This is a genomic window from Pseudomonas sp. BF-B-15, from assembly GCF_019946675.1.
In the GTDB taxonomy this organism is placed as follows: Bacteria; Pseudomonadota; Gammaproteobacteria; order Pseudomonadales; family Pseudomonadaceae; genus Aquipseudomonas; species Aquipseudomonas migulae.
This window is the reverse complement of the sequence record NZ_JAGYFZ010000009.1, coordinates 19,003-41,885: the sequence shown is the minus strand read 5'-3', so window position 1 is coordinate 41,885 and position 22,883 is coordinate 19,003. Positions and strand designations below refer to the sequence as shown.

Annotated in this window: 18 protein-coding genes and 1 pseudogene; 5 read left to right on the top strand and 14 right to left on the bottom strand. The window is 60.7% G+C overall.

What is annotated here, in order from left to right; translation table 11 throughout:
* Nucleotides 1-37 precede the first annotated feature (37 nt).
* The 13 genes and pseudogenes from KGA97_RS29530 to KGA97_RS04840 all read right to left on the bottom strand — a co-directional run bounded on the left by KGA97_RS29530 (nucleotide 38) and on the right by KGA97_RS04840 (nucleotide 16,777).
* Complete coding sequence (locus tag KGA97_RS29530; RefSeq protein ID WP_411736698.1) at nucleotides 38-793, bottom strand: methyl-accepting chemotaxis protein; 756 nt, start codon at nucleotides 791-793, stop codon at nucleotides 38-40.
* A gap of 102 nt (nucleotides 794-895) precedes the next feature.
* A pseudogene (locus KGA97_RS29525) lies at nucleotides 896-1,918 on the bottom strand (HAMP domain-containing protein); the annotation flags it as partial.
* A gap of 611 nt (nucleotides 1,919-2,529) precedes the next feature.
* Nucleotides 2,530-3,552 carry an ABC transporter permease gene (locus KGA97_RS04890; RefSeq protein ID WP_008039101.1) on the bottom strand — a complete coding sequence of 341 codons (1,023 nt, stop codon included), beginning with the start codon at nucleotides 3,550-3,552 and terminating at the stop codon, nucleotides 2,530-2,532.
* 56 nt (nucleotides 3,553-3,608) lie between these two features.
* Nucleotides 3,609-5,174: a sugar ABC transporter ATP-binding protein gene (locus tag KGA97_RS04885; protein WP_008039108.1), complete on the bottom strand. Its 1,566-nt coding sequence runs from the start codon at nucleotides 5,172-5,174 to the stop codon at nucleotides 3,609-3,611.
* Between the two features lie 70 nt (nucleotides 5,175-5,244).
* Nucleotides 5,245-6,171 carry a sugar ABC transporter substrate-binding protein gene (locus KGA97_RS04880; protein WP_008039109.1) on the bottom strand — a complete coding sequence of 309 codons (927 nt, stop codon included), beginning with the start codon at nucleotides 6,169-6,171 and terminating at the stop codon, nucleotides 5,245-5,247.
* A gap of 156 nt (nucleotides 6,172-6,327) precedes the next feature.
* A complete protein-coding gene (locus KGA97_RS04875) occupies nucleotides 6,328-7,380 on the bottom strand; it encodes a Gfo/Idh/MocA family protein (protein WP_223480295.1) in 1,053 nt (350 codons plus the stop codon).
* Between the two features lie 132 nt (nucleotides 7,381-7,512).
* Nucleotides 7,513-8,523 carry a Gfo/Idh/MocA family protein gene (locus KGA97_RS04870; RefSeq protein WP_223480294.1) on the bottom strand — a complete coding sequence of 337 codons (1,011 nt, stop codon included), beginning with the start codon at nucleotides 8,521-8,523 and terminating at the stop codon, nucleotides 7,513-7,515.
* Between the two features lie 32 nt (nucleotides 8,524-8,555).
* Nucleotides 8,556-10,487 carry a 3D-(3,5/4)-trihydroxycyclohexane-1,2-dione acylhydrolase (decyclizing) gene (iolD, locus tag KGA97_RS04865; RefSeq protein ID WP_223480293.1) on the bottom strand — a complete coding sequence of 644 codons (1,932 nt, stop codon included), beginning with the start codon at nucleotides 10,485-10,487 and terminating at the stop codon, nucleotides 8,556-8,558.
* 136 nt (nucleotides 10,488-10,623) lie between these two features.
* The gene (locus KGA97_RS04860) at nucleotides 10,624-11,445 is read right to left on the bottom strand and encodes a TIM barrel protein (protein ID WP_223480292.1); all 822 of its coding nucleotides are present in this window, start codon (nucleotides 11,443-11,445) and stop codon (nucleotides 10,624-10,626) included.
* A 25-nt stretch (nucleotides 11,446-11,470) separates the two neighbouring features.
* Nucleotides 11,471-12,973 (bottom strand): CoA-acylating methylmalonate-semialdehyde dehydrogenase, encoded by a 1,503-nt coding sequence (locus KGA97_RS04855; protein ID WP_223480291.1) that lies wholly within the window; start codon nucleotides 12,971-12,973, stop codon nucleotides 11,471-11,473.
* A gap of 30 nt (nucleotides 12,974-13,003) precedes the next feature.
* A complete protein-coding gene (iolB, locus tag KGA97_RS04850) occupies nucleotides 13,004-13,813 on the bottom strand; it encodes a 5-deoxy-glucuronate isomerase (protein WP_008039118.1) in 810 nt (269 codons plus the stop codon).
* The gene (iolE, locus tag KGA97_RS04845) at nucleotides 13,810-14,703 is read right to left on the bottom strand and encodes a myo-inosose-2 dehydratase (RefSeq protein ID WP_223435177.1); all 894 of its coding nucleotides are present in this window, start codon (nucleotides 14,701-14,703) and stop codon (nucleotides 13,810-13,812) included. Before iolE ends, iolB begins: the two co-directional genes overlap by 4 nt.
* 136 nt (nucleotides 14,704-14,839) lie before the next feature.
* Nucleotides 14,840-16,777 (bottom strand): bifunctional 5-dehydro-2-deoxygluconokinase/5-dehydro-2-deoxyphosphogluconate aldolase, encoded by a 1,938-nt coding sequence (locus tag KGA97_RS04840; protein ID WP_223480290.1) that lies wholly within the window; start codon nucleotides 16,775-16,777, stop codon nucleotides 14,840-14,842.
* Between the two features lie 321 nt (nucleotides 16,778-17,098).
* Here KGA97_RS04840 and KGA97_RS04835 point away from each other — a divergent pair, with 321 nt between their 5' ends.
* The 5 genes from KGA97_RS04835 (at nucleotide 17,099) to KGA97_RS04815 (ending at nucleotide 21,984) form a co-directional block, all read left to right on the top strand.
* Nucleotides 17,099-18,019: a MurR/RpiR family transcriptional regulator gene (locus KGA97_RS04835; protein ID WP_008039123.1), complete on the top strand. Its 921-nt coding sequence runs from the start codon at nucleotides 17,099-17,101 to the stop codon at nucleotides 18,017-18,019.
* A 135-nt stretch (nucleotides 18,020-18,154) separates the two neighbouring features.
* Entirely contained in the window at nucleotides 18,155-19,270 is a 1,116-nt protein-coding gene (locus KGA97_RS04830) for a Gfo/Idh/MocA family protein (RefSeq protein WP_223480289.1), read from the top strand.
* Between the two features lie 309 nt (nucleotides 19,271-19,579).
* Nucleotides 19,580-20,299 (top strand): IclR family transcriptional regulator, encoded by a 720-nt coding sequence (locus KGA97_RS04825; RefSeq protein ID WP_223480288.1) that lies wholly within the window; start codon nucleotides 19,580-19,582, stop codon nucleotides 20,297-20,299.
* A gap of 84 nt (nucleotides 20,300-20,383) precedes the next feature.
* The gene (locus KGA97_RS04820; RefSeq protein WP_008039127.1) at nucleotides 20,384-20,776 is read left to right on the top strand and encodes a GlcG/HbpS family heme-binding protein; all 393 of its coding nucleotides are present in this window, start codon (nucleotides 20,384-20,386) and stop codon (nucleotides 20,774-20,776) included.
* Nucleotides 20,773-21,984 (top strand): MFS transporter, encoded by a 1,212-nt coding sequence (locus tag KGA97_RS04815; protein WP_223480287.1) that lies wholly within the window; start codon nucleotides 20,773-20,775, stop codon nucleotides 21,982-21,984. Before KGA97_RS04820 ends, KGA97_RS04815 begins: the two co-directional genes overlap by 4 nt.
* Before the next feature lie 21 nt (nucleotides 21,985-22,005).
* On the opposite strand, the gene KGA97_RS04810 is transcribed toward KGA97_RS04815, so the two are convergent.
* Nucleotides 22,006-22,737 carry a CPBP family intramembrane glutamic endopeptidase gene (locus KGA97_RS04810; RefSeq protein WP_223480286.1) on the bottom strand — a complete coding sequence of 244 codons (732 nt, stop codon included), beginning with the start codon at nucleotides 22,735-22,737 and terminating at the stop codon, nucleotides 22,006-22,008.
* Nucleotides 22,738-22,883 lie beyond the last annotated feature (146 nt).

The following is a 22,883-nucleotide window of genomic DNA, read 5'->3' as shown; positions in this document are numbered from 1 at the left end:
ATCGCATAAATGGCCTTCACCCACACCCTGAACCAGACTAGACCCGAAATTGCTGCATCAGCCCCTGCTGATGGTTGGCCAGGCGGTTCAGCGCCTGGCTCACCTGGGCCGATTCCTCGGCCTGCCCCGACAGGGATTCGGTGACATCGCGGATGGTCGCCACGTTGGTATTGATCTCTTCGGCCACGGCGCTCTGCTCCTCGGCGGCGCTGGCAATCTGCAGGTTCATGTCGGAGATGACCGATACCGATTCGCCGATTCGACGCAAGGCGGCGACCGCCTGTTCGACGTGTACGACGCTGCCCTGTGCTTGCTGGTAGCTGCTGTTCATTGAACTGGCGACCTCGCGGGTCCCCTTCTGCAAACCTTCGATGACCTGACGGATTTCCTCCACCGAGTCCTGGGTCCGCTTGGCCAGGTTGCGCACCTCGTCGGCAACCACCGCAAAGCCGCGCCCGGCCTCACCGGCACGCGCAGCTTCGATGGCGGCATTGAGGGCGAGCAAGTTGGTCTGTTCGGCGATGCTGCGGATCACCTCCAGCACCAACCCAATCTGTTCACTGTTGGCCGCCAGGCCTTCGACCTGCGCCATGGCACTGCTCATGTCGCGAGCCAGGGCATCTATGGCGCTGGTGGTGTGGCCAATGATGCCGAGGCCTTCGCGGGTGGCGAGATCGGCACCACGCGCCGCTTCAGCGGCCTGCGCCGCGCTGCGGGCGACATCCTGGGCGGTGGCGCTCATCTCGTTGGAGGCCGTGGCCACCTGGTCCACTTCGCGATATTGCTGCTGCATGCCGGAGCTGGTCTGGCTGGCGATCGCCGCGGACTGGTCAGCGGTGCTGCGGGCGTCCTGCACCGAGCGTTTCACGTCGGCAATCACCGGTTGCAGCTTGTCGAGGAAGCGGTTGAACCAGCCGGCCAGTTCGCCCAGCTCGTCCTTGCGCGAGTAGTCGAGGCGACGGGTCAGGTCGCCTTCACCGCTGGCGATGTCCTTGAGCATGCTGGCGACCCCAAGGATCGGTCGGGTCACGCCACGCGCGGTCAGCCACACCAGGAGCAGACCGGCGATGGCGGCGGCTATCCCGAGCAGCAGCTCCAGCCAGGTTCCCTGGGTGTTGCGCACGTCCAGATCGTTCTGCAAGGCCATGGCCGGCGCCAGCAGGGTCGTCATGGGCACGTCCAGCAACACGGCCCAGGGCTTGGCATCTGGAATGGGTTGCAGCGGTGCCAGCACCTGCAAGTGGTCCTTCGTCTGCTGCTCATGCCCCTGCCCCTGACGTTGCAAGTCCAGCAGCTCGGCCGCTTCGCCCGGGTAGGCCTTGGACAGGCTCTGGCCGAGCAGGCCGGCGTCCACACTGTGACCGGCCAGCAAGCCGGCCGGGCTGAGGATACTGATGGCGCCCTGCCCCTGATAAAGGCCCTGACTGCCCGCCGTCGCCAACTGCTGAAGATTGCTCAGGCTGATGTCCATGCCGACCACCGCGATCATGCGACCGTTCTCGATGACCGGAAAGGTCAAGGTGGTGATCAGCGTCTTCTGCCCCGAAGCGTCATCAAAGTAGGGATTCAACAAGCAGGGCTTAAGGCTTTGCTTGGGGCAGTTGAACCAGGTATTGAAAGGGCTGCCGTCGAGCATGGGCGTGGCGTCGCTGATCATGTCTTCGGTCACCGCCAGGGTGTTCAGGCTTGCACCGCGCTGCGCCCAGTAAGTGGCGAAGCGGCCTTGTTCGTTACTGCCTGTTTCGGCACGGCCGGCAAAGGCGGAATCGTCGCCGCCCAGCGCATCAGGTTCGAACACCAGGTAGAGGCTGAGCAGTTGCGGGTTGGCCTGCAACGCCTCTTTGATCTGCTGGTTGAGCGAATCACGCAGGGCCTGGCCGTCCAGATTCAGTTTCTGCGCCTGGCGACGCTGGCGCATTACTTCGCGGGATAAGTTCAGGCCATCCTGGTAGGCCGACATGAAGTAACGCTGGATGGTCAACGCCTGAACCTTGCCCTCCCCTTGCATGCGTTCGCGGGCCGACGCTTCGAGCATCTGCGCACTGCTCGCCTTGACCAGCGTGGTCCCGGCCCCCATGCGGTAGAGCGAGATGCCGATGAGCATGGCAACGATAGCCACCAGACAGAAGCCGGTCAGCAAGGTGATCTTCCATTGGATGGAAAGTCGGTCAAGAGGCATTGAAGCAGTCCTTTTGCGGAGATACTGGTTGAGGTCCGACGATGCGCGCATTGACGGCGGAACCCGACGGCAACGTGGATCGGGTCAGCTCAGCAAGCAGTACTGGCCCCCTGACATCAATCACCAGCACTTTTCACGCCAAAGACATAAACACCTTAAATTACAATTACTTAATAAGAAAACTGGAACCTCATCGCCGCAGACAGAGGGCCCCTGTGTAAAATTTTGCGACAGACTATCTCTACTTGAATCACTACCTGACCGACCTCCACATGCGCGGCTTGCGAGACAAGGCGGCAACGGACATGGCAGCGAGAGCCAGAGCTGGCCCCCGCTGCTTGCAGTCAATGTCAGCGCTTGAGTTTGCGCTTGTTGCGGTATTGGTCGATAACCACTGCGACCACGATGATCAAGCCCTTGATGATGTCCTGGATGTAGGCATCGACCCCGACGAAAGTGAACCCGCTGGCCATCACCCCAAGGATCAGTGCGCCGATGACCGTGCCGGTGATGCGCCCCACCCCGCCCGCCAGGCTGGTGCCGCCGATGACCGCTGCGGCAATCGCATCCAGCTCATAGGACATGCCCATCCCGGCCTGCCCGGTGGCGGCACGGGCCGAAGCCACCACGCCCGCCAGTCCCGCCAGCAACCCGGCGATGCTGTAGACGATGACCAGATGGCGTTTGACGTTAATACCCGACGTACGCGCCGCCTGCATGTTGCCGCCAATGGCGTAGGTGTATTTGCCGTACTTGGTGTAGCGCAGCGCGATGTGGAAGATCACCGCCACCACCAGGAAAATGATCACCGGCATCGCACCGTGACCGATCGCCGTGTAGGAATCCGACAGCATGCTCACTGGCTGGCCTTCGGTGTAGTAACGCGCCAGGCCACGGGCCGAGACCATCATGCCCAGGGTAGCAATGAACGGCGGGATCCCGGTGATGGCAATGATGCTGCCGTTGATTGCCCCCGCCAGCAGCCCGACGCCGAGCCCGACAATCACTGGAATCCACACCGGCAAGTCGGTCAGCGACGGGAATACCGCCCGAGTGAAATCCGAGGTCTGCGCCAGGCTGGCAGCGATCATCGCCGACAAGGCCAGCACCGAGCCCGACGACAGGTCGATGCCGGTGGTGATGATCACCTGGGTCACGCCAATCGCCAGCAGGCCGATGATCGACACTTGCAGGATCATCAACACCAACCGCTGGGAGTTCATCAGGAAGCTCTGGTCGCGCACGATCCAGCCGAACATTTCGAACACCAGGCCGATCCCGATCAGCACCAGGAAGATGCTCAGCTCGGTCGGAAAGCGCCGGCGACTCTTGGCCGGTGCCGCTGCCGGTTTGTTTTCCAGTATCGCGTTCATAGCCACTCACCTTTCTATTGCGTCATCGACGGCGGCCGTAGCCACCACCCGCATCATTAATGAACCGAGGACATGCCCGAGGCCAGTTGCATCACTCGTTCCTGAGTCGCTTCGCTGCGGTCGAGGGTGCCCATCAGTTCGCCCTCGTGCATGACCATCACCCGGTCGCTCATGCCGAGCACTTCCGGCAGTTCCGAGGAAATCATGATCACCGCCATGCCTTCGCCAGCGAGGTAGGAGATGAGTCGGTAAATCTCGGCCTTGGCGCCGACATCGATACCGCGGGTCGGCTCGTCGAGAATCAGGATTCGTGGGTTGGTCATCAGCCAGCGCGCCAACAAGGCCTTCTGCTGATTGCCGCCGGACAAGGTGTCGATGCACTGCTCCAGTGAAGGGGTTTTCACCCGCAGCTTCTTGCACATGTCTTCGCACAACACCCGCAAGGCTTTCTGCTGAATGAAGCCGTGGCCGGCGTAGTGCGGCAGCACCGCCATTTCCATGTTCTCCAGTACCGAAAGGCATGGGAACAGGCCGCTGAGCTTGCGATCCTCGGTCAACAGTGCGAAACCCTTCTCGATCGCCATGTGTGGATCGCTGATGCGCACCACTTCGCCATCGAGGCGAATCTCGCCACTATCGCTTGGGGTAATGCCGAAAATAGCTTCGGCCACGTTGGTCCGTCCGGAGCCCATCAACCCGGCAATGCCAAGGATCTCCCCGGCATGCAGGTCGAAAGAGACGCCTTTGAAGATGCCATCCAGCTTGAGGTCGCGCACCGACAGCAACAGATCGCCAATCGGCTCGTCGCGCACCGGAAACAACTGGCTCAACTCACGACCGACCATCATCGAAATCAGGCTGTCGCTGTCCATGCTGTCGGCCCGCTGCAGGCCTATGTAGGCGCCATCGCGGAACACCGCCACTTCATCGGCGATAGCGAACACTTCGTTCATTTTGTGGGTGATATAGATGATGCCTTTGCCCTGGCTTTTCAGGTCGGCAATGATCGAAAACAGGTGAGCGACCTCCTTGTCGGTGATGGCCGAAGTCGGTTCGTCCATGATCAGGATATCGGAGTCATAGGACACGGCTTTGGCGATCTCGACCATCTGCCGCTCGGCGATGCTCAGGTTGCCGACCAGCTCTTCGGGGTCGAGGTTGATCCGCAGGCGCTCCAGCAATTTCGCCGTGCAGCGGTGCATTTCCCGGTGGTCGATCATGTGGAAGCCGTTGAGCTGCTCACGACCGATCCAGATGTTTTCGGCGATGCTCATGTGCGGCATCAGGTTGAGTTCCTGGTGGATCATTGCGATCCCGGCCTGAAGCGCCGCCAGCGGCGTTTCAAACACCACCGGCTTGCCCCGCAGGCGCAGTTCGCCGGCGTCTGGCTGGTAGATGCCGGCGATGATTTTCATCAGGGTAGACTTGCCGGCGCCATTTTCGCCCATGAGCGCCAGCACGGAACCGGGGCGCACCCGCAGCTGCACATCGGACAACGCCACTACACCGGGAAAACCCTTGCTGACGTTGACGATCTCCAGCAGGTACGGCTCATCGACAGGTGTTGCAGTGGGCTGGGCACCCTTCAAAGGGGTGCTCGAAGCAGTCGCTGAAGCGAACATGATCAGGTACTCCATCAGCAAGGTCGCGCTCGCCACCTTGCGTACTTATTGTTGTTATTGAACGGACGGACTATTTGAACTGGTCAACGTTTTGCGGTGTGATCAGGCGGAACGGCACCCAGACAGCCGACTCGACCGGCTCGTTTTTCGCCATTCTCACTGCAGTATCGATGGAACCGTCGGCCTGCCCCTTGGCGTCCTGAAACACCGAAGCCGCCAGCGAGCCTTTCTTCACGGCATTCAAACCGTCCGGAGTACCGTCGACACCCGCAATCAACACACTGCCTTTTTCGACGCCCGCCTGTTGCAGGGCCATCGCGGCGCCAATGGCCATTTCGTCGTTGTTGGAGACGATCGCGTCAAACTTGCGGCCCTGGGTCAGCCAGTCGTTGACCAGGGTCATGCCTTTATCCCGCAGCCAGATACCGCTCTGCTCTTGCTCGATCTTGATGTTCGGGTATTTGGCCAGTACTTCCTTGACGCCCTTGGTGCGATTGGTGGTGGAGTTGTTCGCGAGGTCGCCCAGCAAAATCACAATATCGCCCTTGCCGCCCATCTTGTCCGCCAGGTACTGCATTTGCATTTCACCGGCCTCCAGGTCGTTGGAAGCGACAGTCACCACGCCTTTGGGCAGGTTCAGGTCATCGGGGCGGCGGTTGACATAGACCAGTGGAATACCGGCCTTTACGGCGGCTTCAGTGATTTTTTTGGTTGCGGCCGTATCCACCGGGTTGACCACGATGGCATCGACTTTCTGGCTGATAAAGCTTTCGACCTGGCTCAGTTGCTTGACCACGTCGCTGCGGGCATCTTCGAATTGCAGCTGGACGCCGTCGGGGTAGGACTTGGCTTTCTTGTCCATGGATTCACGCAGGTAGGTCAGCCAGGTGTCATCGAACTGGGACATGCTGACGCCGATCTTCACATCGGCCAGCACAGCGCCGCTGGCGACCATCAGGGACAGGGCAAGTGAGGCAAAACGGATCTTGGTCTTCATGAAAAGTCTTTCTCCACATTCTTGTTGGTTTTATGGATGAGGCGTGACGATTTCAGTAAGCGGACAAGCAGGAAAAGTGTTGAAACATAACGCGAGGCAGCTCGCTGGAAATGACTTTATTGGAAAATATTTTCTATATCAACCAATTTTAGAATTTTATTCTGATTTTATTCCATGGCTTTCGAACGGGCTCAACTCCACCGCTTGATGGCGCTTGAAACTCAGCCGCGCGGCGTCTAGCACACGGGTGGTCGCCAGTGCATCACGGGCGTCCACAGGCAGTGGGCCACCGCTCTGCAACGCGGTTTGTAGCTGTAAATAGAACTGATTCCAACAGCCCCGCTCGGAGGGAACCCGTTCGCGCTCTTCGCCCTGCTCGAACCAGCCCCAGCGTCGGTGCTCCTCCACGCCCCAGCGTTCGCCTTCGGTTTTAGGCGAGAGCCCGGCAAGCGCCGACGCCTCCTGCCCGTCCAGACCATCGACGCTGTAACAGCCTTGTGTGCCGGTCACCCGAAAGCGCGGGCCGGGGGTGTTTTGCAGGCAACTGCCACCCAGGTGCGAGGTCACACCGCTGGCGTGAGTCAGGGACATAAAAAAGCCGTTATCGAACGTCTGGCCTTTCTCCAGGTAATCCAGTTCGGCATAGACCCGTGTCACCGGACCGAACAGCAACAACGCCTGATCCACCAGATGGCTGCCCAGATCCCGCAGGAAGCCGCCGCCACTGCCGTTGTTCACCGACTGCGGCGAGTAGCGCTCGATCCGCGACTCAAAACGGGTGACCTGGCCCAGCGCGCCGGACTCGATGAGTTTGCGTACGGTGAGGAAATCCGAATCCCAGCGCCGATTCTGATAGACGCTAAGCCGCACACCCTGGCGCTCGGCCATGGTAATCAGGGTTTGTGCCTGTTGCGCATCGGCAGCGAACGGCTTGTCGCTGACCACTGCCACGCCGTACTCAATGCCGTCGAGCACCAGTGCCGGGCGGCCCTTGAGTGGTGTCGACACCACCAACACATCGATTCCGGCTTCCACCAATTGGCCGATGCTGTCGAAGGCTGGCACGCCGGGATGCTCCGCGGCCAGCAATTGTCGGCGCTCGGGGGAGCGGGTAACCACGCCCACGAAGGTCGCCGCTGACAAACTGCTGATCAGCGGAGCATGGAAAAACCGGCCGCCATGGCCGTAACCGACAAGTCCGATGCGCATACACGTATTTCCCCTGAAAGAACGCAAACCCTGTAGGAGGGAGCTTGCTCGCGATGACGGCGGCACATTCCACATTGATGTCGCCTGATACACCGCTATCGCGAGCAGGCTCGCTCCCACAGGGGATAATTGTTAGCCGTAGAAGCGGGGGCGATCAGGGAGTGCGACGTTGACGATCGCCCCGCTGTTTTGCGCTTCGATGCATGCATCGGCGGCGACAGCGGCAGCAAAGCCATCCCACGCCGAAGGCCCACCCACCTGCCCGGCCCTTACACCATCAATGAACGCCTGCAACTCGACGTCGTACGCCGCGATGAAGCGATCCTTCCAGTCCATCAGAATCGCGTTGGACACCTTCGCCCCGCTACGCAATTGAACCTGGGACGGCTCCGGCAGTTTGGCGATGCCGGTCTCCCCCACCACTTCGCACTGGATGTCGTAGCCGTACTGGCAATTGACGAAAACTTCCACGTCGATGCGTGTGCCCTTGGCGGTTTCCAGCAGAACGATCTGCGGGTCTTTCAAATGCGCGAGGGCCTTGCTGCTCTTGCGCGGGAACACTACCTGCACCGAAACGTAATCGTCGTCGAGCAACCAGCGCAGCACGTCCAGCTCATGGATCAGCGTGTCGGTGATCGCCATGTCGGTCTTGTAGTTCTCGCCCACCGTGGGGTTACGGTGAGCGCAATGCAGCATCAACGGTTCGCCGATCTGGCCACTGTCGATCACTGATTTCAACGCGCGATACCCTTCATCGTACGGACGCATGAAACCGACCTGCACCAGCCGCTTGCCATGGGCCACTTCGGCCTCGACGATCTTGCGGCAGCCTTCGGCGGTGACCGCCAGAGGTTTCTCGCAGAACACCGGTTTGCCCGCGGCAATCGCTGCCAATACGAACTCTTCGTGGCTCGGCCCCCAGGAGGTGACGAGGATCGCTTCGACTTCCGGCGCCTTGATCAGCGCATGACCGTCGGGATAGACCTCGGCAGTCAGTTTCAGATCGGAAACGACCTTGGCCGCTTGCTGCAAATTGATGTCGGTGACCGCGACCACCTGACTGTTGAGCAAGGTCTGGCTGCAACGACGGATGTGGTCCTGGCCGATGGCCCCGGTGCCGATGACGCCAAGCTTCAAAGACATATAAACACTCCTGTTTGTTCGTTTCAGGGCAATCAGTACTGACGGGCCTTGGCCAGTCGTTCGTTCAGGGTCTTGGCCACCGCATCGGTGCGGGCGCTGGTGGAGACTTGCGCCACGCCGACCCGCCACCAGGACAGGTAGCCGTGAATCATGGTTTTGGGCAGGACCTTGATATCGATCAGGGTCGACACGGTCTGCAAGCGCGCATCCGCCAACGCGGCGTGCAACTCTTCAACGGTGTTCACTTTGTAGGTCTTGCAGCCATAGGCCGCCGCGCTCATGGCGAAATCCACCGGAACGAAACCGCCGTCGAGCTTGCCGGTTTGCGGGTTGCGGAAACGGAACTCGGTAGCGAAGCTGTCCATGCCGTTGCCCATCTGCAGGTTGTTGATGCAGCCGAAGGTCATGTTGTCGAGCAGCACCACGTTGATCTTGCGTCGCTCCTGAATCGAGGTCGCCAATTCCGAGTGCAACATCATGTAGGAGCCATCGCCCACCAGCGCATAGACCTCGCGCTCAGGCTCGGCGAGTTTCACCCCCAATGCGGCGTTGATCTCATAGCCCATGCACGAATATCCGTACTCGACGTGATAGGTGTTCACGCCTTTGCTGCGCCAGCTGCGCTGCAAGTCACCCGGCAGGCTGCCGGCGGCGGCAACGATCACCGCGTCATCCGCGAGGGTTTCATTGAGCACGCCGAGTACGCGGCTCTGGGTCAGGCACGAGCCGGTCAACTCGATGAATTCGCGCAACACTGCCGGGTCCAGGTGATCGTTGATTTCCGGGGTGAAGTCCTGGGTCTGGTATTCGATCTGATAAAGGCGATCGACTTCCTCATCCAGCTGCGCCCTGGCCTGACGGGGTTGATCACCCCAATCGGAGCGGTAGTCGCCCAGCGCTTCCGCCAGTGCCTGCAAACCGGTTCGGGCGTCCGCCAGCAGTTGTACGCCGTCGAGTTTCAGGGCGTCGCACGGGCTGATATTGAGGTTGAGGAATTGCACTTCAGGATGCTGGAACAAGGACTTCGACGCGGTAGTGAAGTCGCTGTAACGAGTGCCGATACCAATGATCAGATCTGCATCCCTGGCCAACAGGTTTGCCGCCAAACAGCCAGTCTCACCGATGCCGCCGACGTTCAGGGCATGGCTGGAGACCACCGCGCTTTTGCCGGCCTGGGTTTCGGCAAAGGGAATATCGAAGCGCTCGGCAAAGGCCTGTAACGCCGCGTTGGCGCCAGAGTATTTAACTCCGCCGCCGCAGATGATCAGCGGTTTGCGCTTGCCTTTGAACAACGCCACGGCATCGTCGAGCATCGCTTCGGTCGCCGGACGGCGCTCGATGCGGTGCACGCGTTTTTGCAGGAAGTAATCGGGGTAGTCGTAGGCTTCGGCTTGCACATCTTGCGGCAAGGCCAGGGTTACGGCACCGGTTTCAGCGGGGTCGGTGAGCACGCGCATGGCGTGAATCGCGGCGGTCATCAGTTGCTCGGGACGGTTGATGCGATCCCAGTATTTGCTCACGGCCTTGAACGCATCGTTGGTGCTGATGCTCAGGTCGTGGAACTGCTCGATCTGTTGCAGCACCGGGTCCGGCTGGCGGCAGGCGTAGACATCACCCGGCAACAACAGCAAGGGAATGCGGTTGGCTGTCGCGGTGGCGGCAGCGGTCAGCATGTTCGCCGCGCCTGGCCCCACCGACGAAGTACAGGCGTAGATCTTGCGTCGCAGATGCTGCTTGGCGAACCCGATGGCGGCGTGGGCCATGCCTTGTTCGTTGCGGCCCTGATGGACGATCAGGTCGCCGCTGTCCTGCTCCAGGGCTTGCCCCAGACCCAGCACGTTGCCGTGGCCGAAGATGGTAAATATCCCGGCGACGAATTTGCTCTGAACCCCATCGACCTCGATGTACTGGTTATCGAGGAATTTCACCAGGGCCTGGGCCATGGTCAGTCTTGTTGTGGTCATATCTGATCCTTCAATACACGAAGAAACCCTTGTGGGAGCGAGCCTGCTCGCGAAAGCGTTGTGTCAGGCGACATCAATATTGATTGTGCCGCCGCTTCGCGAGCAGGCTCGCTCCCACATTTGAACCGCGTTGGCCTCAGCCCAGGGATTTTTGCAGGTGATCCATGCTCGCGCCGATCGCCTGCTCGATATCCACCAGCCCATGCACGCTGTCGGCAAACGGTTCGAACGACAGGTAGCCGCTGTAGCCGCTGCCGAGCAAGGTCTCGATCTGCACCGCGTTGCCGAGAATGTCGCCCTCGCCCACCAGCACCCGATGGCCATCGCGGATGGTCGCCAACGGCGCTTCGGTATCCTCGACGCCGGAGATGTGCACCAGCCCGGTCAACTCAGGGAAAAACTCCTGTTCACCGGCCAGGTGATGATGAAAGGTGTCGTGCACCAGACGGAACACATCCAGCCCGCCGATGGCCTTGATCGCATCGACCGCCGTGCGTTTGCGCCGCACCGAACAGTCTTCGAAGCCCAGCGGTTCGATGAAACCGAGGATGCCGTGATCGCGCAGGATCGGCGCCAGCTGACTCAACGCCGTGCGCAGGCCCGAAGCGCGTTCGGCCTCGCTGCGCGGATCGGCCCGGTCGTTCAACGGGCACATGACCAACCCCTGCGCGCCGCAATCACGTGCGTAAGCGGCGAGTTTCAACGCCTGCGCACGGCGCTCGTCATTCCACACATCAAACGGATACAACGCGTTGATCGACAGCACGGTGACGCCTTGGGCCGCACACAACTCCCGGACGTGCCCGGGCGCGGTCCCATCCTCGATCTCGATGCCCTTGAGGTCGTTGCGGATCTCAATGGCGTCGGCCTTGAGGGTCACCGCCAACTCGATGAACGCAGGCAGGCACAAGCGTGGGGCGACCATACGGTTCAAGGCGAAACGCAGCGGCTTGCTCATTATTGTTGTTCTCCGCACAGGTGAATTATTTAGCCGTCGGCATGCTGAATTCCGGGCCCTTGGCGATGCTGTCGGGCCAGCGCTGCATCACGCTTTTATAGCGGCTGTAGAAGCGGATGCCTTCCTCGCCGTAGGCATGGTGGTCGCCGAACAGCGAACGCTTCCAGCCGCCGAACGAATGCCAGGCCATGGGTACCGGAATCGGCACGTTGATGCCGACCATGCCGACCTTGATGCTGCGCGCAAAGGCACGGGCAATCCCGCCATCGCTGGTAAAACACGACACGCCGTTGCCGAACTCATGGGCGTTGATCAGGGCCACGGCACTGGCGAAATCCGGCACGCGAACGATGCCCAACACCGGGCCGAAAATTTCCTGCTGGTAGATGCTCATCCCGGTCGTGACGTTGTCGAACAGCGTCGCGCCGACGAAGAAACCATTCTCGGCACCCGGCACCTTGAAGTTGCGCCCGTCAACGATCAGATGCGCGCCCTGGGCCACGCCCTGATCGATGAAGCCTTCAACCTTGGCCTTGTGTTCGGCGGTCACCAATGGCCCCATGTCGGTGTCACCCTGCAGGCCATTGCCGACTTTCAACTGATCGATGCGCGGCAACAGTTTGGCAATCAGCCGGTCCCCCACATCACCGACTGCCACGGCAATCGAAATCGCCATGCAGCGCTCACCGGCCGAACCATAAGCAGCGCCGATCAGGGCATCCGCCGCTTGATCCAGATCCGCATCGGGCATGACGATCATGTGGTTCTTCGCCCCGCCCAGCGCCTGTACACGCTTGCCACGCGAGGTCGCCTGCTGGTGGATGTACTCGGCGATCGGCGTTGAACCAACAAACGAAATCGCTTCGATGTCCGGGTGTTGCAGCAAGGCGTCGACCGCCGTCTTGTCCCCCTGGACCACGTTGAACACACCGTCCGGCAAGCCGGCTTCGGTCAGCAGGCGAGCCATCAGCAAACTGGCGGACGGATCGCGCTCGGACGGCTTGAGGATGAAGCAGTTACCGGTGACCAGCGCCAGCGGGATCATCCACAGCGGCACCATCACCGGGAAGTTGAACGGCGTAACCCCGGCGCAAACACCGAGCGGCTGACGCAGGTTCCAGTTGTCGATGCCGCCGCCGATGTTGTCGCTGAACTCGGTTTTCAGCAGGTTCGGCGCACCGCAGGCGTATTCGACGATTTCGATGCCGCGGGTGACCTCGCCCTTGGCGTCGGAAAAGACCTTGCCGTGTTCGCGGCTGATGATTTCCGCCAGCTCATCGTGATGGCGGTCGAGCAGTTCCTTGAACTTGAACATCACCCGCGAGCGTCGCAGGGACGATTGCTCGGACCAGGCCGGAAAAGCTTTCAGGGCCGAGGCGACAGCCTGTTCCACGGTCTTCTGGCTGGCCAGCCCGACCCGCGCCTGGACGCTGCCGGTGGCCGGGTTGAAGACGTTGCTGAACCTTTCACTGCCGCTGTCTTGCACCTGACCATCGATGTAATGACCTACAACCTGGGCGTCGCTCATTGTGCTTGTTCTCCGTGCAGAGGTTGGAATTCAGAGATCCAGCAGCCAGCTGTGCTGCGGATCGTTATGGAATTGCCAGACGCGTTTCGGGCCCGCCATCACGTTCAGGTAATACGACTCGTAGCCGTACGGCACACTGACCGGGTGATAACCCTTGGGCACGACCACAAGGTCGTTGTTTTCCACGGCCATGGCCTGATCGATGCTGCGATCGTCGGTGTAGACCCGTTGGAACACGAAGCCCTGGGGCGGGTTGATCTGGTGGTAATAGGTTTCTTCGAGAAAGCTCTGGTGCGGCAGGTCGTCGGTGTCGTGCTTGTGCGGCGGGTAGCTCGACGAGTGCCCCGAAGGCGTGCGCACTTCCACCACCAGCAGCGAATGGGCCGGCTCGGTGTCCGGCAAGATGTCGCAGACGTAGCGGGTATTGGCGCCCTTGCCGCGCACGCTGCGTTTCATGGTCTCGGGTTTGATCAGCCGTGGGCCGAGGTTCTCGGTTGGCGCACCGGGCGCCGCGCAAACGGCGATCTGCACATCACTCAACGCGACAATCCGGGCCTGACTGCCGGGTGGCAAGTACGCGGCGAACGGGGATTTGTCTTCAAACACCGACTGACGATCCCCAAGGTTGTCCCAGTCGAACACGCCCTGCCCCGGCGTTTCACCCTTGATGCCGACCCGGCCGCTGAGCAGCACCAGGCACAGTTCCTTGTCACCGGCAGAGACCGGCAGGGTTTCGCCGAGGCTCAAGCGGTAAGCGGCGAAACCGACGTATTCAAGTTCACCTTTGCCCAACTCGACCATGGTCCGGCCACGGGCATTGCTTTTGACCAGCAGGCTCATCGTGCCGTCCTCTCGTCGAGCAGCGCACGCAAGGTGTCGAAGCCTTTTTTGGCATAGACGTAGCTCGGGGCCACCGCCGGGTCCTGCTCGGCCTCGACCACCAGCCAGCCCTGGTAATCGGCCGCCAGCAGCACGTCGAGCAGTTCGGCGAAGTCGATGTCACCATCTCCCGGCACGGTGAAGGTGCCGTTGATGATGCAGTCCGGGAAGCTCCACAGATTGTTGCGCGCCAACTGCACTACCGGTTTGCGCACGTCCTTGAAATGCACGTGGCAAATGCGTGAGATGTGTTTGCGCAGCACCTGCAAGGGTTCACCGCCCCCCATGTAGCAATGACCCGAATCGAAGAGCAGGCCGACTTCACTGCCGGTCAACGCCATCAGGGTGTCGATGTCCGACGGGGATTCGACGTAGGCGCCCATATGGTGGTGATACGCCAGACGTACACCCTGCGACAGGGTGAAGCGCGCCAGCTCGGTCAGTTTGTCAGCGTATTCCTGCCACGCCTGTTCGGTGTGAAAACGCGGGCGCTCGACCAGAGGAATACGTTGCCCTTGAATGGAATCGGCGACTTCACCGTAAACCAGCACCTTGGCGCCGTTCTTCGCCAGCAGCTCGACATGGCTGGCAATGGCGTCGATTTCCTCGGCCACGGAGCGGCGTGCCAGGCGACTGGAATACCAGCCGGACACCAGCGCCAGGTCATACGGGCGCAGTACATCGCCAACGCCTTTGGCGTCCTTGGGGAATTTGCCGTTGAGTTCGAAGCCTTCGTAGCCGATCTCCTTGCCTTCGCCGAGGGCGGTGCTCAGCGGCGTCTCGCCACCGAGGGACGGCAGGTCGTCGTTGCTCCAGGAGATCGGGTTGATGCCAATTCGGATAGCGGGCATGGCTGCACCTTTTATTGTTTTCTGAATTTCCGTTGAATCTGAGGCCGCCTTCGCGGGCAAGCCTCGCTCCTACGGGAAGCTACGGTGATCTGTAGGAGCGAGGCTTGCCCGCGAACAACGATAACGCGGTGTCGCGTCAAGCGCGGGCGGTGCGCCAGGCATCGATCAATTCGACAAACGTGCCCTGCACCTGTCGAATCAGCGCCTCGTCGTCGATTTCCCCGGCCAGCCACGCACGGCTTGGCTCCTGGAAAATAGTTCGCCCCACGGCGAACCCTCGGCATGTCCGGCTCTGGCTCGCCTGTTGAAACCCTTCGGCCAATGTCGCCGCCGGGGCATTCAAGCCCAGCAACACCACGCCTCGGCAGTACGGATCGCGCTCCTGGATCAGCTCGTCGAGTTGCTTCCATTCCTCGGCGCTCTGGGCTTCGATCTTCCACCACGCCGGGTAGATGCCCAGGTTGTAGAGGCGCTTGAGCGCGCGATACAACACGTCCGGGTGCGTCGAGGGATGATCCTTGGGCGGGATGATTTCCAGCAGCAGTTCATGACCGCTGACTTGCGACGCCTGGTACAAACCCTTGATCTGCGCTTCCTGCTCCAGACGTAGCATTGGCTCGTCGTCCGGGTGAAATTGCACCAGGCATTTGATGATTTGCTCTTGTGGCCAGGCAATCAGGTTGCTGCCGATCGAACGCCCGTGTTCGAAGGCCAGTGGACGGGAGTTTTGTATCTCGACCGGCCGCGCCACCCACCAGCCACGACCGGTGGCCGCGTTCAGCGAGTCCTGGCCGAAACGCTGGTCCGCCAGCAGCCCGACATCGGCCTCGATGCCCTGCTCGCGCAAATCGCGTTCGACCCGCTCCACGGCTTTGATAAAGAGCTGTTTGAGTTCGCTGATGACGCCGAGGTCGCGACCGCCCTTTTGCGCCAGTTCCACCAGTTGCCAGCGATGGTCGAAGGCAAAGATGAACAGTTGCTTCCACGGCTTACGCGACACACTGACCTGATGCAGGCGTTGCAACGTGGCGTCCTGATCCGGCCGGGTAATCGGCACCGGACTGTTGAACAGGTAATCGAGCTCGGCACGGGTCGGCATCGCCGGGGCGCAGGCATGGCGTGACACCACCAGGCCACCGCAGGCATTGGCCATCCGGCAGCAATGCTCGTCGCTGGCATCCTCCAGCCAACCGCTGAGGAAGCCGGCCATAAAGGCATCGCCGGCCCCCAGTACGTTCAACACTTCGACCCGCACGCCGGGATAAATCGCGCCATCTTCCAGACGCTCCGGGATCACCCCGTGAATCACCGTGCAGCCTTGCGGGCCGAGCTTAACCACCAGGGTCGCGTCGCTCAATCGACGGACGTTGCGCAGCGCGGTGAGCAAGTCCTCGGAACCACCGGCAATCAGAAACTCTTCTTCGGTGCCGACAATAAGATCGAAACGCGGGAGGATTTTCTGCACATGCTGACTGACGTTCTGGTCGGCAATGAAGCGGGTTTCGCCATCGGCCTTGCCGGCAAGCCCCCACAGGACCGGGCGGTAGTCGATGTCCAGAACCCGTTTGACGTTGTGTTTTTCGGCATAGTCCAGCGCCTGGATGCTCGCCTTGTAGACGCCGTCGGTGGAGAAATGCGTGCCGGTGATCAGCAAGGCTTTGCTGGAGGCGATAAAGGCTTCGCTGATGTCTTCGGCCCGTAGCGCCATGTCGGCGCAGTTTTCGCGATAGAACACCAAAGGAAAGGTCTCGCGGTCCTTGAGGCCGAGCAACACCATCGCCGTCAGGTGCTCCGGATCAACGTTGATACCACTGGTGTCGCAGCCTTCGCGGGCCAGGGATTCGACCAGGAAACGCCCCATGTGGTCGTCCCCTACCCGGCTCAGCATCGCCGACTTGAGCCCCAACCGGGCGGTGCCGAAAGCGATGTTGGCGGACGATCCACCGAGGTACTTGGCGAAGCTGCTCACATCCTCCAACCGCGCCCCGACTTGCTGCGCATAGAGGTCGACACCCAGTCGCCCCAGGCAAATCAGATCCAATTGGCGTCCACTGGCAAAACGAGTCTGGCCCATGCTGGCTCCTGTTATTTTTATCAGCCTGTGTTCAGGACGATGACCGTGCCGAACACTCTTGGTGGATGCAGACTAAAACGACCGGGACCGAATAATCAATAATTATTCCAAATAATTTTTACGTGGAATATTTTTTCCAATAAGCTTCATTACAAGCACTCCAGACGCGGTGCATCGTTTCAGCAAGCCTCACACTACCGCAAGCTCATGATTTTGTTCGGGCCTACCCTGTAGACTGCGCACAGCCAACCTATTGTCCTGGGACGCGGTGAAACATCGTCGCTATAAGAACAAGCCAAGAACAAGCCAGAAGGATTCCTTATGTCCCGCACCGATCAGCCGGATACGACCGAGAGCACGCCCGAGAGCGATCTTGTCAGCCCCCCGATCAATGCCGAGCGTCTGCTGCAGCTGATCACCAATGAATACGAAAGCCTGCCGCGCCAGCTCAAACGCATTGCCAGTTACATGAGCCAGCAGAGCGACCGGATCATGGTCGACCGCATCAGCGACATCGCTCGCGAGTGCGAAGTGCACCCGTCGGCCATCGTGCGGTTTTCCCAGCGTTTCGGCTTCAGCGGTTTCAGCGAAATGCAGGCGCTGTTCCGCGAGGCGTATACCCACAAAACCACGCCGGTACAGAACTACCAGCAGCGCATTCGCAGCATGATCGCCAACAAGTCGCAGAAAGCCAGCGGCGGCGACCTGGCGCGCGAGTGCATCGACGCGACCCTGTCGGGCATCGAGCGACTGGGGCTGGAACTCGATGACCAGGCCTTCGACAAGGCCGTGGACCTGGTGGTCAACGCCGACAACATCTACGTGGTCGGCGTGCGTCGTTCGTTCGCGGTAGCCGATTACCTGGTCTACAACCTGCAACACACCAACAAGCGCATTCATTTGGTGTCTGGGCTCGGCGGCAGCTACCGCGAGCAGATGCGCAGCGTGCGCGCCAATGACCTGGTGATCGCCATCAGCTTCACGCCATACGGCAAGGAAACCCAGCACTGCCTGCGCATCGCCCAGCATCATCAGGCGAAAACCCTGATCATCACCGACAGCAATCTCTCGCCCCTGGCCAAGCGCGCCAACACCCTGCTGCTGGTCAACGAAGGCAGTTCGTTTGCGTTCCGTTCATTGAGTGCGACCCTGTGCCTGTGCCAGGCGCTGTTTATCGCCGTGGCCTATCGACTGGAGTTGAAGGTCGATGAGATTCACGAACAGGTCGGGTTCGACGACTGACCCGGACACAGGTGTTACGGTTCCGCATACGGCGACTCAGCGATCAGATGTAAATATTTATTCTAAAAATTGAAACAAGAGAATATTTATTCTATAAATTGGATCTCTGAAAACAAGAATCCAAAGGATCCTGTCATGCGCGAACTCGGAATCGGACTTATCGGCACGGGTTTCATGGGCCGTGCCCATGCACTGGCCTTTCGCAACGTCAGTGCGGCATTCGAACTGCCCTTCACGCTTCGCCTCGCCGCCCTGGCCGACGCCGATCCCGTTCGTGCGCAAGCATGCGCCACTGCCTGGGGCTTTGAGCAGGCCCATGGCGACTGGCAGCAATTGATCGATGACCCCAAGGTCAACCTGATCGCCATCACCACCCCCAACCATCTGCACTACCCGATGGCCATGACCGCTCTTGCCGCCGGCAAGCCGGTGTACTGCGAAAAACCGCTGGCGGTGAACCTTGAACAGGCGAATGCCATGCACGTGGCGGCCAAGGATGCCGGCGTGGTCACCCGTGTCGGCTACAACTACCAGCACAACCCGATCATTGGCCTGGCACGTGAGTTGATTCTGAGCGGCGAACTCGGCGAGATCATTAGTTTTCAAGGCGAATTCAGCGAAGATTTCATGGCCGATCCAGCGTCCCCCTGGTCGTGGCGCTGTGAGGCCGGGCATGCCGGCGGGGCATTGGCGGATCTGGGCAGTCACTTGCTCGCCATGGCGCGCCATCTGCTGGGTAATGTCGAAGCGGTGTGCGCCGACTCCCAGACCGTGCACCGCCAGCGCCCGGTCACGGCCGGTAGCCAGGATCAACGCAGCATTGCTGTTGACGATCACGCCCATGCCTTGCTGCGCTTCACCAGCGGCGCTCGTGGCACCTTCAGCAGCAGTTGGCTCAAGCACGGCTACAAGAATCATCTGAGCTTCGAGATCAGCGGTACCCGAGGCACCCTGGCGTTCGATCAGGAACGCTTGAATGAGTTACGCCTGTGCCGCGCCGGCCAGGACGGTTTCCAGCGTTTACTCGCCGGACCGGACTTGCCCGGTTACGCAGCGTTCAGTCCAGCGCCGGGGCATCAGTTGGGCTACAACGAGTTGAAGACGCTGGAAGTGCATGAGCTGATCATGGCCTTGGCCGGCCACGGACAAGCCGGCACCGATTTCGAGCAAGCCTTTGAAGTGGAGCGACTGGCGACGGCAATTCGATTGGCGGCGCGGGAACAGCGCTGGGTCAATATCAGCGAGGTCTGATCGCAATAGGCGTTGAAGAACGCCAATTCCTGTGGGAGCGAGCCTGTTCGCTCCCACAATTGCTCTGCGTGCTGCGGGCGTTTTGCGAGCGGCGCAGACAATCACCCGCGCTAAACTCCGACATCATCAAACTTTCCCCGCCAATCGCTCCGGCCACCTTCACGCCAGCATCAAGCCCCCCGGATGATCAGGACGGCTGCCCAATCCTGTCAGCGTGGATAATCCTGCGACTCATGGGCTTTCACCGAACCACGAGGCACTATTCCTCGTGGACCTCAGACTCATTACTGGCCAACGAACGTCCCTCACATGATCAACGAGAACAAAGGCATACAGTCCGTCGAGCGCGCGATGATGATCCTTGAAACCATCGCAGCGGCGGAGGGCGAAATCCGCTTGGTGGACCTTGCGGCGCAATCCGGACTGCACAAGAGCACCTTGCACGGCCTGCTCAATACACTGGCCACCATGGGCTACATTGCCCGCCGTGGCACCCACTATGCGTTGGGTTTGCGCCTGCGCGAAATCGCTCAACCGTTGAACGACGCCGATGCGTTGCTGCGCGAAGCCTTTGCCCCTGCGCTACGCTCGCTGGCCGAACGCAGTGGCGAAACCTGTTTCCTCGCAGCGCCCTGTGGCACCCGCGAATACCTCTACATGGATGCCCTGGAAGGCAGCGGCAACTTGCGCGTTGCAAGCCCGCGAGGGCGTCGCGCCGGGCTGACCACCTCGGCCATCGGTAAAATATTCCTGGCCTTTGACGAGGACCTGCGTCGCAGTCTGCGTCGAGCGGACTTGCTACCTGCGGAACTGGAAATCGAGTTGGCCGGTATCGTCACCCTTGGCTATGCGTTAGACCTTGAAGAAGCCGAGCCGGGGCTTAACTGCGTCGCCCTGCCCCTGCGTTTGCAAGGTCGCGTGGTGGCGGCGCTCGGTGTTGCCGCGCCCGCCTCACGCCTGCCCAAGACAGCGTTGTGCACGTTGGCGAACCACGCCATGCGCGAAATGTTCGACATGCTCAAACTTTAGCCGCCAATCGCCTGGGGCATATTCCCTTGAAAAGCAATCGTCGGGATCATCGCGGTCCTGTCGTTTTATTCAATGGAGTCCCGAATGTTTGAGCAATTGTCCCAGCAGGTCATTAACCGTGCACAAGCGCAGGCACGTGATCAGGGTTTCGCCGTCTGCATCAGCGTGGTCGACGATGCCGGACTTCTGCGCCATTTCGTGCGCATGGATGACGCTGTGCCAGGCGCCATCGATGTTTCGCTGAAGAAAGCACGCACGGCTGCGTTGTTTCGCACCGACAGCGCCGAACTGGGTATGGAAGCGCAACCGGGCGGAGCCATTTACTCGCTGGAGGCTACCAACGGCGGCCTGATCAGCTTTGGCGGTGGCGTGGTGCTGCGTGATGAACACGGCAAGGTCATCGGCGCCGTTGGCGTTGCCGGGGCGACCGTCGAGGCGGATCAGGTGATTGCCCTGCAGGCAGCGGGTCGCCCATGAATCCGACCACGCAACGTATTCACCCTGGCGTGGTGGCGCTGGCGGTGACCGCTTTCGCTATCGGAATGGCCGAGTTCATTGTCGTCGGCATTCTCCCGGCTATCGCCTCTGACCTCGACATCCCACTGGCGCGCGCGGGAAGCCTGGTCGGGCTGTACGCGTTGGCGCTGGCACTGGGCACGCCGCTAACCGTTCTGGCACTGGCGCGCCTGCCGCGCAAACCGGTGCTGCTGGCATTGATTGCGTTGTTTCTGGGCGGGAATCTGCTGGCAGCGCTCTCCACCGATTACCTTTGGTTACTGGCAGGACGCATCATCACCGCGCTTGCTCATGGCAGTTTTTTTGCCATCGGTGCCACCGTCGCCGCCAGCCTGGCGCCAAAGGGACAGGCAAGCAAAGCCATTGCCGTGATGTTCGCCGGCCTGACGCTGGCGATGGTCATCGGTGTGCCGATTGGCAGCATCCTGGGTAACGCGATGGGGTGGCGGCTGCCGTTTTATGCGGTCGCGCTGCTGGCTGCCCTGGCCTTGATAGCCAGTGCGCGGTGGTTGCCGAACGTGCCGACGCCACCGTCGGGCAAAGCTCTCACTCAGCTGGCGGCACTCAGGCACCCGGCCATTCTGGCGATGATGGCCGTGACCGTGTTGGGTTTCGGTTCAAGCTTTGCCGCCTTCACCTTTATCACCCCGATCCTCACCGACATCAGCGGCTTTTCCACCGCGACCGCCAGTTTGTTGTTGGTCGTATTCGGTGTTGCGACCCTGGTCGGCAATCTGGTCGGGGGCCGACTCGCGGCCTCGATGGGCTGGCAATCGGCGCTGCGAATGATCTTTGTGCTACTGACACTCGTGCTGGCGGCGGTCGCACTGCTGTTGCCCTATCAACTGCCGATGGTAGTGATGCTGTTTTTCTGGGGCGCGCTGGCCTTCGGTCTCTCTCCCGCCGCCCAGGCCGGCATGCTGGCCACCGCCGAACGCTATACCCCGCACGCCGTGGCGTTCGCTTCGGCGCTGAACATTTCGGCCTTCAACCTGGGTATCGCCTTGGGCGAAACCAGCGGCAGTGCCCTGGTCGCCAATGGGCAAATGGCTCTCACGCCCTGGGCCGGTGTCGTGACCGTGATCCTTGCGCAGTTGCCGCTGATCTGGCTGCTGTCGCTCAACCGAAAAGACTCGATTGAGCACCGGGTCGAGATTTGCAACCCCTGAGCAGCCCCCAATGTTGATCAATCACATGGGAGCGGCGATGAGCAATATCGCCGTCCCGTGTGCAGCGGTGGCGGCGATCACGCCGTAGCGCATGCGGACGAAAGCACAGACCACCCCCTCCAGCAACGTGAACAGTAGAATCGGCCAGCCAATCCGGGTGACGCTCAGTGCCAGAAACGAATGGCTGGCCGAGAACGCGACAGCGCTGATCAAGGCGGCTCGTATCGCAGAGGTGTGGTGTTCGAGGTGACCTTGCAGGAACCCGCGAAACAGCACTTCTTCCAACGCATTCCCGCCGTAGGCCAGCACGACCATGCCCATCAACCAAGGCCAGTATCCGGCTATTTCGCCTACACCGATGCCTTGATAGAGCCGCAGCGGAACGCCGAGCGCACACCCGGCAGCAACACCCAGCGCTAGCCCTGCAGCCAGATTGCCCTGCTTCCAGACGACGAGTTGCCAAAGCTGTGGGGCGATCCTTGCCAGCGCGGCGACGATCGCCAACGACAGTGCACCCAGCACGGCCAGGACAAACGGATTCGCAACAAAGCCGATCTGCACATCGCCACTCAGGGACCATAAACGCAGCGGTGTCATCACATCGCGCAGCAGGACGAAGGTCAGCAGCAGGATCGCAATACGCAAACCGGGTTGCGTCTTCGGCGTCAACCAGAACCAGAGAGCACAGAGGCTAAAACCGGGCAGCAGATAAGTGCCGTAATCGATCAGTAGCGAAAGTCCCTCTTCAATCATGTGTCTGTCCGTTGGCGTCGAGGCGAGTGCCGGGTTATAGCATCCACTTCAGAAGAATGTGAGTGGCAATCCAGGGAGACGCCGCGGCCACGCCCAATCCGAACACCAGGAAAGCGGACAGATAAACCGCAAAAAACCGAATCAGC

Coding starts and splice junctions, on each gene's coding strand:
- KGA97_RS04885 (WP_008039108.1), bottom strand. CDS start 5,174: ATGTTCGCTTCAGCGACTGCTTCGAGCACCCCTTTGAAGGGTGCCCAG.
- KGA97_RS04880 (WP_008039109.1), bottom strand. CDS start 6,171: ATGAAGACCAAGATCCGTTTTGCCTCACTTGCCCTGTCCCTGATGGTC.
- KGA97_RS04890 (WP_008039101.1), bottom strand. CDS start 3,552: ATGAACGCGATACTGGAAAACAAACCGGCAGCGGCACCGGCCAAGAGT.
- KGA97_RS04835 (WP_008039123.1), top strand. CDS start 17,099: ATGTCCCGCACCGATCAGCCGGATACGACCGAGAGCACGCCCGAGAGC.
- KGA97_RS04840 (WP_223480290.1), bottom strand. CDS start 16,777: ATGGGCCAGACTCGTTTTGCCAGTGGACGCCAATTGGATCTGATTTGC.
- KGA97_RS04855 (WP_223480291.1), bottom strand. CDS start 12,973: ATGAGCGACGCCCAGGTTGTAGGTCATTACATCGATGGTCAGGTGCAA.
- KGA97_RS04875 (WP_223480295.1), bottom strand. CDS start 7,380: ATGCGCATCGGACTTGTCGGTTACGGCCATGGCGGCCGGTTTTTCCAT.
- iolB (WP_008039118.1), bottom strand. CDS start 13,813: ATGAGCCTGCTGGTCAAAAGCAATGCCCGTGGCCGGACCATGGTCGAG.
- KGA97_RS04830 (WP_223480289.1), top strand. CDS start 18,155: ATGCGCGAACTCGGAATCGGACTTATCGGCACGGGTTTCATGGGCCGT.
- KGA97_RS04820 (WP_008039127.1), top strand. CDS start 20,384: ATGTTTGAGCAATTGTCCCAGCAGGTCATTAACCGTGCACAAGCGCAG.
- KGA97_RS04870 (WP_223480294.1), bottom strand. CDS start 8,523: ATGTCTTTGAAGCTTGGCGTCATCGGCACCGGGGCCATCGGCCAGGAC.
- KGA97_RS04825 (WP_223480288.1), top strand. CDS start 19,580: ATGATCAACGAGAACAAAGGCATACAGTCCGTCGAGCGCGCGATGATG.
- KGA97_RS04815 (WP_223480287.1), top strand. CDS start 20,773: ATGAATCCGACCACGCAACGTATTCACCCTGGCGTGGTGGCGCTGGCG.
- iolD (WP_223480293.1), bottom strand. CDS start 10,487: ATGACCACAACAAGACTGACCATGGCCCAGGCCCTGGTGAAATTCCTC.
- iolE (WP_223435177.1), bottom strand. CDS start 14,703: ATGCCCGCTATCCGAATTGGCATCAACCCGATCTCCTGGAGCAACGAC.
- KGA97_RS04810 (WP_223480286.1), bottom strand. CDS start 22,737: ATGATTGAAGAGGGACTTTCGCTACTGATCGATTACGGCACTTATCTG.
- KGA97_RS04860 (WP_223480292.1), bottom strand. CDS start 11,445: ATGAGCAAGCCGCTGCGTTTCGCCTTGAACCGTATGGTCGCCCCACGC.
- KGA97_RS29530 (WP_411736698.1), bottom strand. CDS start 793: ATGCAGCAGCAATATCGCGAAGTGGACCAGGTGGCCACGGCCTCCAAC.